This is a genomic window from Lacisediminihabitans sp., from assembly GCF_036404185.1.
Taxonomy (GTDB): domain Bacteria; phylum Actinomycetota; class Actinomycetes; order Actinomycetales; family Microbacteriaceae; genus Lacisediminihabitans.
The window spans coordinates 1-9,858 of sequence record NZ_DASWPB010000039.1 but is presented as its reverse complement, the minus strand read 5'-3'; the positions used below and the strand labels follow the sequence as shown (position 1 = coordinate 9,858).

The 9,858-nt window shown below is 68.0% G+C and carries 11 protein-coding genes; 6 read left to right on the top strand and 5 right to left on the bottom strand.

The features are described from left to right. On the top strand, positions 1-409 hold a 409-nt coding region (locus VGC18_RS02135; RefSeq protein ID WP_331093739.1), incomplete at its 5' end, for an SDR family oxidoreductase. Between the two features lie 24 nt (positions 410-433). On the opposite strand, the gene serB is transcribed toward VGC18_RS02135, so the two are convergent. Together serB and VGC18_RS02125 are read right to left on the bottom strand one after the other, a co-directional pair. Then, positions 434-1,072: a phosphoserine phosphatase SerB gene (gene serB, locus VGC18_RS02130; RefSeq protein WP_331093737.1), complete on the bottom strand. Its 639-nt coding sequence runs from the start codon at positions 1,070-1,072 to the stop codon at positions 434-436. A 57-nt stretch (positions 1,073-1,129) separates the two neighbouring features. Then, positions 1,130-2,368: a glucose-1-phosphate adenylyltransferase gene (locus tag VGC18_RS02125; protein WP_331093735.1), complete on the bottom strand. Its 1,239-nt coding sequence runs from the start codon at positions 2,366-2,368 to the stop codon at positions 1,130-1,132. Between the two features lie 66 nt (positions 2,369-2,434). On the opposite strand from VGC18_RS02125, the gene glgA reads away from it, so the two are divergent. From glgA to VGC18_RS02110, 3 genes are all read left to right on the top strand, one after another. Next, a complete protein-coding gene (glgA, locus tag VGC18_RS02120; protein WP_331093733.1) occupies positions 2,435-3,619 on the top strand; it encodes a glycogen synthase in 1,185 nt (394 codons plus the stop codon). Between the two features lie 73 nt (positions 3,620-3,692). Beyond that, complete coding sequence (locus VGC18_RS02115; protein ID WP_331093731.1) at positions 3,693-4,481, top strand: ABC transporter ATP-binding protein; 789 nt, start codon at positions 3,693-3,695, stop codon at positions 4,479-4,481. Between the two features lie 113 nt (positions 4,482-4,594). Then, positions 4,595-4,843 (top strand): type B 50S ribosomal protein L31, encoded by a 249-nt coding sequence (locus VGC18_RS02110; RefSeq protein WP_331093729.1) that lies wholly within the window; start codon positions 4,595-4,597, stop codon positions 4,841-4,843. A gap of 83 nt (positions 4,844-4,926) precedes the next feature. Here VGC18_RS02110 and VGC18_RS02105 read toward each other — a convergent pair whose 3' ends face one another. From VGC18_RS02105 to treS, 3 genes are read right to left on the bottom strand one after another with little or no spacing between them, the layout of a single operon-like run. Next, complete coding sequence (locus tag VGC18_RS02105; RefSeq protein WP_331093727.1) at positions 4,927-5,343, bottom strand: NUDIX domain-containing protein; 417 nt, start codon at positions 5,341-5,343, stop codon at positions 4,927-4,929. Next, positions 5,343-6,029, bottom strand: coding sequence for a 3'-5' exonuclease (locus tag VGC18_RS02100; RefSeq protein WP_414672847.1), 687 nt, complete (start codon positions 6,027-6,029; stop codon positions 5,343-5,345). Before VGC18_RS02100 ends, VGC18_RS02105 begins: the two co-directional genes overlap by 1 nt. Positions 6,030-6,039: 10 nt before the next feature. Then, positions 6,040-7,764: a maltose alpha-D-glucosyltransferase gene (gene treS / locus VGC18_RS02095; protein WP_331093723.1), complete on the bottom strand. Its 1,725-nt coding sequence runs from the start codon at positions 7,762-7,764 to the stop codon at positions 6,040-6,042. 102 nt (positions 7,765-7,866) lie between these two features. On the opposite strand from treS, the gene VGC18_RS02090 reads away from it, so the two are divergent. After that, the gene (locus VGC18_RS02090) at positions 7,867-8,796 is read left to right on the top strand and encodes an alpha/beta hydrolase (RefSeq protein ID WP_331093721.1); all 930 of its coding nucleotides are present in this window, start codon (positions 7,867-7,869) and stop codon (positions 8,794-8,796) included. Next, complete coding sequence (locus VGC18_RS02085; RefSeq protein ID WP_331093719.1) at positions 8,793-9,857, top strand: glycosyltransferase family 1 protein; 1,065 nt, start codon at positions 8,793-8,795, stop codon at positions 9,855-9,857. The genes VGC18_RS02090 and VGC18_RS02085 overlap by 4 nt, the downstream gene beginning before the upstream one ends. Position 9,858: the final 1 nt, after the last annotated feature.

The window sequence follows — 9,858 nt, the reverse complement described above, 5'->3', positions numbered from 1 at the left end:
CCTCTCCGGCGCGTTCCGCGTGGTCAAGCGGGCCTCCAAGGGCATGCTCAAGGCCCGATACGGCCGCATCGTGCTGGTGTCGAGCGTCGTCGGCCTGCTCGGATCCGCCGGGCAGGTCAACTACGCCGCGTCCAAGAGCGGGCTGATCGGGCTCGCCCGCTCCGTGACCCGCGAGCTGGGGTCCCGTGGCATCACCGCCAACGTCATCGCACCCGGCTTCATCGAGACGGACATGACCGCCGAGCTGCCGGAGGCCCAGCAGGCCGAGTACAAGAAGTCGATCCCGGCCGGCCGCTTCGCGAGCCCCGAGGAGGTCGCGAAGGTGGTCGCCTGGGTCGCGGGAGAGGACGCGGGGTACATCTCCGGCGCCGTCATCCCGGTCGACGGCGGCCTCGGCATGGGCCACTGACGGGCGGTTCGCTCCGCGGGCGGATCAGCCGCGCATGCCCAGCAGCGAGAGCAGCTGGCTGAGGTCGCGCACGTTCATGAGCACGTCCGCCCGGTCCCTGACGGGGGCCTTCGCATCGAAGGCCACTGAGAGTCCGGCGGCGGCCATCATGGGCAGGTCGTTCGCGCCGTCACCGACCGCCACCGTGCGCGCGAGCGGCACCTCGAAGTCCTCGGCCCACTCGCGCAGGGTCTCCGCCTTCGCCCTGGCGTCGATGACCCTGCCGACGAGCCTGCCGGTGAAGGCACCATCGACGATCTCGAGACGGTTGGCCCTCCAGTAGTCGAGGCCGAGCGCCTCGGCGATCGGATCGACGACCTCGTGGAAGCCGCCGGAGATGGCACCGACCCGGCCGCCGAAGGCGTGGACGCCCGCGATCATCTCCGGGACCCCGCCGGTCACGCAGACCAGCGCGGCGACCTCGGCGAACACCGACTCCGGCATCCCGGCGAGGGTCGCGACGCGGGAGCGCAGGCTCTCCTCGAAGTCCATCTCGCCGTTCATCGCCCGTGCGGTGATGGCGGCGACGGCCGCCCCTGAACCGGCGGCGTCCGCCAGCAGCTCGATGACCTCGTTCTCGATGAGGGTCGAGTCGACGTCCAACACGACGAGAAAGCGGGGCATCGGGAGGGCCATCCTGGGGTCGAGAGCGAAGGGGTGAGCGGTGGAGCCGACCGGTGGTCAGGCGACGGTGACACCCTTGCCGACGACGGTGATTCCTGACTCCGTCACGGTGAATCCGCGGGCTCTGTCTGCATCGGGATCGACACCGACCGTCGCCCCCGGGGTGATGACGACTTCCTTGTCCAGGATAGCCCTGCGCACGATCGAGTCTGGGCCGATCCGCACCCGGTCGAAGACGATCGAGTCGATCACCCGAGCACCCGATTCGATGGTCGCCCACGGCCCGAGGACGCTGCGTTCGATGTGCGCCCCGGACAGCAGGGAGCCGAGGGAGACGATCGAGTCGATGGTCTCACCCAGGTTGCCCTTGGAGTCGCGGACGAACTTGGCTGGCGGCGAGTTCACCTGCTGGTTGAAGATCGGCCATTCGCGGTTGTACAGGTTGAAGATCGGCAGCGCGGAGATGAGATCCTGATGCGCCTCGAAGAAGGAGTCGATGGTGCCGACGTCCCGCCAGTAGTAGCGATCGCGATCCGTCGCGCCCGGCACATCGTTGCGGTTGAGGTCGTAGACGGCGGCATCCCCGCGGGAGACGAAGTCGGGGACGATGTCCCCGCCCATGTCGTGGTTGGACGTGGTCAGCTCGCCGTCCCTGAGCACGGCGTCGATGAGGATGTCCGCATCGAAGACGTAGTTGCCCATCGAGGCGAGCACCTCCTCCGGCGAGTCGGCCAGGCCGAGAACGTCCTTGGGCTTCTCGAGGAACTGACCGATGCGCGTCGGGTCGTCCTCGTCCAGCTCGATGACCCCGAACTGATCGGCGAGGGAGATCGGCTGCCTGATGGCCGCCACCGTCACGCCGGCGCCGGACGTGATGTGGGCATCGATCATCTGGCTGAAGTCCATGCGGTAGACGTGGTCGGCGCCGACCACCACCACGATGTCCGGCTTCTCGTCGCGCAACAGGTTGAGGCTCTGCAGGATCGCGTCCGCCGACCCGGCGAACCAACGCTTGCCGAGGCGCTGCTGCGCGGGAACGGATGCGACGTAGGAGGCCGTCAGGCCGTCGAGTCGCCAGGTCTGGGAGACGTGCCTGTCGAGGCTGTGCGACTTGTACTGGGTGAGCACCACGATCTGGCGCAGCCCGGAGTTGATGAGGTTGGACAGCGCGAAATCGATCAGCCGGTAGTTGCCGCCGAACGGCACCGCGGGTTTCGCCCTGTCGGCGGTGAGTGGCATCAGCCGCTTGCCCTCTCCGCCGGCGAGGACGATGCCAAAAATCTTCTTTGATGCCATGTGTCCAGAGTAGAGGCAGCAGACGCAGATTAGATGCAGGAATGACGGTGTACTAGCGTCACTGCTATGCGAGTCGATCTGATATCCCGCGAGTACCCACCGGAGGTCTACGGCGGGGCGGGGGTGCACGTGGCCGAGCTCGTCAGGGCCCTGCGCCTCGACCTGGACGTCGTCGTGCGCTGTTTCGGGCTGCCGAGGGACGAACCGGACGTGTACAACTATCTGGTCCCCGCGGAGCTCGTCGGCGCGAATCCCTCGCTCGCCACGCTGGGCGTCGACCTCCAGATCGCCCAGGACGTCGCGGGCGCCGATCTTGTGCATTCGCACACCTGGTACGCGAACGAGGCCGGCCGCCTCGCGCAGCTGCTCCACGGCATCCCGCACGTCGTCACGGCCCACAGCCTCGAGCCGCTCCGGCCGTGGAAGGCCGAACAGCTCGGCGGCGGCTACCGGGTCTCCAGCTGGATCGAACGGGATGCCTTCGCCTCCGCCGACGCCGTCATCGCCGTCAGCCACGGCATGCGCCGGGACATCCTGCGCTCCTATCCGCTTCTCGACGAGGAGAAGGTCTCCGTGGTGCACAACGGCATCGACCTGGAGCGGTGGCATCCGGTGGAGGACGCCGACCTGGTCCACTCCCTCGGGGTCGACCCCGATCGGCCCTCGGTCGTCTTCGTCGGCCGGATCACCCGCCAGAAAGGGCTGCCCTACCTGCTGCGCGCGATGGCCATGCTGCCGCCGGAGGTGCAGCTCGTCCTGTGCGCCGGAGCGCCGGACACCCCGGAGATCTTCGCGGAGGTCCGCGATCTCGTCACCTCCCTGCAGGCCGAACGGTCCGGAGTGGTCTGGATCGATCGGCTGCTTCCCCAGGAAGAGCTCGCCGCGCTGCTCACGGCGGCGACGACCTTCGTCTGCCCGTCGATCTACGAACCGCTCGGCATCGTCAACCTGGAGGCCATGGCCTGCGGGGCGGCCGTCGTCGGGACGGCGACGGGTGGCATTCCCGAGGTCATCGACGACGGGGTCACCGGCCGCCTCGTTCCGATCGACCAGGCGGACGACGGCACCGGGACCCCGCTCGATCCGCAGCGGTTCGTCGACGACCTGGCCAGGACCCTGACAGAGGTGGTCGGCGATCCCGCCGCCGCGGCACGCATGGGAGCCGCGGGACGCGCCCGTGCGGAGCGGGACTTCGGCTGGGACCGGATCTCGAAGCGCACCCAGGAGGTCTACCTCTCCGTGCTCGGCTGAGGCGGCCCTCCGCCCGCGCACTCGCTGGACCCGGGTGCCGTGACGCGGTCGCACCCGCAGGTAGTCTTGGACCATGGCCAGTGTTCTTCAGCTTTCCGACGTCTCCGTCGTCCGGGACGGCAATCCCATCCTCACCTCCGTCAACTGGACGGTCGAGGGAGACGAGCGCTGGGTGATCCTCGGACCGAACGGCGCGGGCAAGACCACGATGCTCCAGGTTGCCGCCGCGCTCATCCATCCGAGCTCAGGCACGGCGCGGATACTCAGCGACACCCTCGGCTCCGTCGACGTGTTCGACCTGCGGCCGCGCATCGGCTTCGCCTCGACCGCGATGGCGCGGAGGATCCCCGGGCAGGAACGGGTGCTCGACGTCGTGCTCACCGCCGCATACTCGGTTGTCGGTCGGTGGAACGAGAGCTACGAGGACATCGACGTGCGCCGCGCGCAGCGGGTGCTCGCCGAGTGGAAGCTCGGTCACCTGGAGGACCGCCGTTTCGGGGACCTGAGCGACGGCGAGCAGAAGCGGGTGCAGATCGCTCGCGCCGTGATGACGGATCCGGAGCTCCTGCTCCTCGACGAGCCGGCGGCGAGCCTCGACCTCGGCGCCCGCGAAGAGCTTCTGCAGCTGCTCAGCGGCTATGCGAGCGCACCGGGCGCGCCGGCGATCGTCATGGTCACCCACCACGTCGAGGAGATCCCGCTCGGCTTCGACAGGGCGCTCCTTCTCGCGAACGGCGCGATCACCGCGGCCGGCCCGATCGGCGAGGTCATCACCTCCGAGAAGCTGAGCGAGACCTTCGGACGACCGCTGCAGGTCACCGAGGACGAGGGCCGGTTCTCGGCCAGAGCCGCACTCTCGTAAACGCACCGGCGTGACCGCGTCCGCGTGAATTCTTCCCGCCAGTCTGGTAACGTAGCTCTCTGGCCCATGCGCCGCCCTTTTCACCAGCACCCACTCCACACCGAGGAATAACGATGAAGTCTGACATCCATCCCGACTATGCGCCGATCGTGTTCCGCGACCTCGCGAGCGGCGAGACCTTCCTGACCCGTTCGACGGCGAAGAGCGACAAGACGATCGAGCTGGACGGCCAGACCTACCCGGTCATCGATGTCGAGATCTCGTCCGCCTCGCACCCGTTCTACACCGGCAAGCAGCGCATCCTCGACAGCGCCGGTCGCGTCGAGAAGTTCAACTCCCGGTACAAGGGCTTCGGCGTCTGATACCTTCCTCGCGAAAACGGCGATCGGCTTCGGCCGGTCGCCGTTTTTTCGTTTCTGTGCCGCCGCGCCGGACGACGGAACCGCTAGGGTCTGCGGGCGGCCAGCAGGGGCAGCAGGATGTCCCGGCTGAGCGGGGCGAGATCGATGCCGCCGGGGTCGGCCGGATCGATCCAGAGAAGCTCCTCGATCTCGGCCGCGACGGCGACCGCCGTCGTGACGACGGGCGCGTCGAAGATCTCGGCGTCCACCACCGTGTCGGCCTCGTTCGCGGCGAGGGCGGAGAATCGCCCCACTCGACGCAGGTCGCCGGGCGCGACCTGCAGCCCGAGCTCCTCTTTCAGCTCCCTGACGAGGGCGTCCTCCGCCGACTCGCCGGCCTCCGGTTTGCCGCCCGGCTGCATGAACCGGCGGGTGCCGCGCTTGCGCACCAGCAGCGCCCGGCCGTCCACGTCGACGAGCAGGGCCGCGACGATGCGCAGCCGGACGGGGGAGTCGGTCACTACCGTTCCGGCCAGGCGCCGTCGGCCACGAAGGCCGGGTCCTTGGTGCGCCGCATGTACTCCTGGAAGCTCTCCGCGCTCTGCGCCGCCCACAGCTTCTGCAGGGCGTGCAGGGCCATGACGTCCTCGCCGAGCTGTTCGAAGTAGCGCCGCGAGATCGCCTGGGCGACCCGGCCGGCCGCGACGGCATCCGCCTCGGCATCGTGCGCATCCATGAGCTCGACGCCGTAGAACTCCGCGGCCACCTCGAGGGTGCGCTTGCCTTTGCGGTACCTGTCCATCGCGCGGTCGATGACGAGCGGATCGATGATCGGCGAGGGGTCGGCGAGGGGCTCCAGCCCGTACCGCAGGCACTCCCGGTTGAGCAGGGTGAGGTCGTAGGCGGCGTTGTAGATCACCACGGGAACCCCCTGGGCGAGCAGGGCACGCAACACGGCGACGATCTCCGCGACGACCTCGGCGGCCTCGCGCCCCTCCGCCCGTGCGCGCTCGGTCGTGATGCCGTGCACGGCGCTCGCCTGCGCCGGGATCTCGATGCCGGGATCGGCGAGCCAGGAGACGCCCTTGGGCTCGCCGGCCTCATCGATCACGCCGACGTAGGCGGAGACGATCCTGCTCGTGTCGGTGTCGATGCCCGTCGTCTCGAGGTCGAACACTCCGAGCCTCTCGTACCAGAGCTTGTCCACGCCGACGAGTCTAGGACCGACCACCGGCATAACTCGGCGACCCGACGTGCAGCCAGTAGAAACTCTGCGTCGCCAGGGTGAGCGTGACCTCGCCGTTCTCGTCGAACGCGGGGAACTCGCCGCCGCCGAACAGGTCGTAGAGAGCGGATCCGGCGAAATGCTCCGCACGGATGGTGACCGCGATCGGGTTGTGCGCGAAGCTGAACACGCACAGCACGTCCTCGGCGGAGTCCCCGAACTGCGTTCCGGACCCGCCGTAGGAGCGCACGAAGGCGAGGACCGACTCGTGCGTCGTCTGGAGCACGCTCAGCGACCCGAGGCCGAAGGTCGGATGCGCCTTGCGCACGTGGATCACGTTGCGCACCCAGTGCAGCAGCGATCGGGACTGCGCGAGCTGCGACTCGACGTTGACGAGGTTGTAGTTGAACACGAGGGACTGCACGATCGGCAGGTAGAGCTTGCCTGGGTCGGCGGAGGAGAAGCCGGCGTTGCGGTCGGGGGTCCACTGCATCGGCGTGCGCGACGAGTCCCTGTCCGGCAGCCAGATGTTGTCACCCATCCCGATCTCGTCGCCGTAGTAGAGGAAGGGGCTCCCCGGCAGGCTGAACAGCAGGGCGTGCGTCAGCTCGAGCTCCGCCCTGGAGTTGTCGAGCAGGGGGGCGAGGCGGCGACGGATCCCGATGTTGGAACGCATCCGCGGGTCGTAGGCGTACCAGCCGTACATGGCCTGCCGGTACTCCTCGGACACCATCTCCAGGGTGAGCTCGTCGTGATTGCGCAGGAAGACTCCCCAGCCGGCCGCGGAGGGGATGTCCGTCGTCTCCGAGAGGATGCGCGTGAGCTCGCCGGCGTTCTGCGAGCGGAGCGAATAGAAGATCCTGGGCATCACCGGGAAGTCGAAGGCCATGTGGCACTCCGGCTCCTCCTCCGTGCCGAGGAACGCGGCGACCTCCCGCGGCCACTGGTTCGCCTCGGCGATGAGGATGCGGCCGGGGTAGTCGTCGTCGAGGATCTCCCGCAGCCGCTTGATGTACTCGTGGGTCGGCGCCTCCCCCTCGCCGTTGCCCTCCTCCGACTCGAACAGGTAGGGGATGGCATCCAGGCGGATCCCGTCGACCCCCATGTCGAGCCAGAACCGGATGATGTCGATGATCGCCTCCCGCACCGCGGGGTTCTCGAAGTTGAGATCCGGCTGGTGGGAGAAGAAGCGGTGGAAGAAGAACTGCCGGCGTACCGGATCGAAGGCCCAGTTGGACTCCTCGGTGTCGACGAAGATGATCCGGATGTTCGGGTACTTCTCGTCGGTGTCGCTCCACACGTAGAAGTCGCCGTACGGCCCCTCCGGGTCCTGACGGGACTGCTGGAACCACTCGTGCTGATCGGAGGTGTGGTTGAGCGGGAAGTCGATCACGATGCGCATGTTGCGCTCGTGCGCCTTGGTGACCAGATCCTTGAACTCGTCGAGCGTCCCGAACTCGGGAAGGATGCTCTTGAAGTCGGACACGTCGTAACCGCCGTCGCGGAGCGGGGAGCGGTAGAACGGCGGCAGCCACAGGGCGTCGATGCCGAGCCACTGCAGGTAGTCGAGCTTGGACAGCAGGCCCTGCAGGTCGCCGGAGCCGTCGCCGTTGCTGTCCACGAAGGACCGCACCATGACCTCGTAGAACACCGCTCTGCGGTACCACTGCGGATCCAGGGTCAGACCGGGCAGTTGGATGGGGGCGGTGAAGCTCACAGTGCTCCTTCCGGGAGCTGGTGTCGGCCAAGAGTGCGCTTCTACGAGTTTAGGTGCGCGCCGGAGCGCCGAGGTTGTATCGCCTCCGTAGAATTGGCTTCGATGTCCAGATACGCGCCGTACGCCGAATCGCTCGGCCGGATTCCCGTCGAAGACCACGAGGTGTCCCTCCTCGGAAGCTCCACCCGCTACTGGGTGTACGGCCCGCAGGACGCGGAGGTGACGATCGTGATCGTCCACGGCTACCGCGGCGACCACCACGGCCTCGAGCCGGTCATCGCGCAGCTGCCGGGCATCCGCTGGATCAGTCCCGATCTTCCCGGCTTCGGCGCGTCGGCGCCGCTCACCGGGGCCGCCCACGACGTCGCCGGGTATGCCGCGTGGTTCAGGGCCTTCTCCGACGCCCTCGGACTCACGGGCACCGCCGTCGTTCTCGGCCACTCCTTCGGCACCATCGTCGTCGCCCAGGCATTGACAAGCGGCCTGCCGACGCCGGCGCTCATCCTCATCAACCCGATCTCCTCCTCCGGCCTCGAGGGCCCGAACCGGTTCGGCACCTTCGTGACCGTCGCCTTCTACCGGCTCGCGGCGAAGCTGCCGAACCGGGTGGGCGCGTGGCTGCTGCGGCGATGGATAATCGTCCAGTTCATGAGCAGCGCGTTGGCCAAGACGAGGGACAGACGCCTGCGCAGGTGGATTCATGAGGAGCACCACCGCTATTTCAACGGGTTCGCCACCCGGGATTCCGTCGTCGAGGGCTTCGAGGCATCCATCAGCACGGACGTGAGCAGGTTCGCCGCGGACATCACGGTGCCGACCCTGCTCGTCGCCGCGGAGCTCGACGACATCACCCCTGTCCGGGCGCACTACGCACTCGCCGAGCTGATGCCGGATGCCCGGCTCACGATGATCCCCGGCGTCGGGCACCTCGTCCACTACGAGGTCCCGCAGCTCGCCGCGGAGGCGATCGAGGGCTTCCTCGTTGAGCGGGGACTGCTGCACGGGACCGCGGGGGAGTCGCAGAACCGATGAAGGTGATCTTCGACTGCCGGTACACCCGGCTCGTCCGCCACGACGGCATCAGCCGGTACACCGCAGGCCTCGTCGAGGCGTTCTCCAAGCTCCATCCGGTGACCATGCTCATCAGCGACGAACGTCAGCTGTCGATGCTCCCCGACCTGCCCTGGATCATGGGACGACCGGGCACGAGCATCCTCGAGCCCTTCATCGGCATGCTCTCCATCAACAAGCACCGACCGGACATCGTGTTCAGCCCGATGCAGACCATGGGCGCGACCGGCCGCAGGTACAAGCTCGTGCTCACGGTGCACGACATGGTCTTCTACCGCATCCGGAAGATCCCCCCGGGGTACAGCTGGTTCGTGCGCCTGCTCTGGCGCGCCTTCTACGTGACCTACTGGCCGCAGCGTGCGGTGCTGCATCGCGCCGACGAGGTGGTCACCGGCTCGTACAACTGCGAACGGGAGATGAAGGAGGCGCGGCTCACGAGCAGGCCCCTGACGGTCATCCGGCCCGGTGTGCCCGATTCCGGGCTGCCGCCGCTGGAGTACCCCGCCTCGAAGACCCTCGTCTATATGGGCACCTTCCAGCCCAACAAGAACGTCGAGACCCTCGCGATCGCGATGAACCATCTGCCCGGCTACACCCTGCGGCTGCTCAGCAGGATCGGCGACGAGGACCGGGAGCGCATCGCCGCCCTGGCACCGGCCGGAGCCATCCGCTTCGATAACGGGGTGACCGACGACGAGTACCGGGATGCCCTCATCCAGGCGACGGCGATGGTCACCGCCTGCCGCGACGAGGGGTTCGGCATCCCGCTCATCGAGGCCGCGGCCGTCGGCACCCCGCTCGTGCTCAGCGACATCCCGCTGTTCCACGAGGTCGGGGGAGAGGCCGCCGTCTTCTTCGACCAGGAGGACCCGAAGGCCTTCGCTGCGGCGATCCTCGGCATGGACAACCCGGACGACTGGACGAGGCTCAGCAGGCTGTCCCGTGTTCAGGCCGGCCAGTTCAGCTGGGAGGAGTCGGCCAGGCGGCTCTACGACCTCCTCACCCGGATGACGGCGAGCTGAC

Bases quoted from the DNA above. Each gene is read 5' to 3' on its own strand.
- serB (WP_331093737.1), bottom strand. From the start codon at position 1,072: ATGCCCCGCTTTCTCGTCGTGTTGGACGTCGACTCGACCCTCATCGAG.
- VGC18_RS02125 (WP_331093735.1), bottom strand. From the start codon at position 2,368: ATGGCATCAAAGAAGATTTTTGGCATCGTCCTCGCCGGCGGAGAGGGC.
- glgA (WP_331093733.1), top strand. From the start codon at position 2,435: ATGCGAGTCGATCTGATATCCCGCGAGTACCCACCGGAGGTCTACGGC.
- VGC18_RS02115 (WP_331093731.1), top strand. From the start codon at position 3,693: ATGGCCAGTGTTCTTCAGCTTTCCGACGTCTCCGTCGTCCGGGACGGC.
- VGC18_RS02110 (WP_331093729.1), top strand. From the start codon at position 4,595: ATGAAGTCTGACATCCATCCCGACTATGCGCCGATCGTGTTCCGCGAC.
- VGC18_RS02090 (WP_331093721.1), top strand. From the start codon at position 7,867: ATGTCCAGATACGCGCCGTACGCCGAATCGCTCGGCCGGATTCCCGTC.
- VGC18_RS02085 (WP_331093719.1), top strand. From the start codon at position 8,793: ATGAAGGTGATCTTCGACTGCCGGTACACCCGGCTCGTCCGCCACGAC.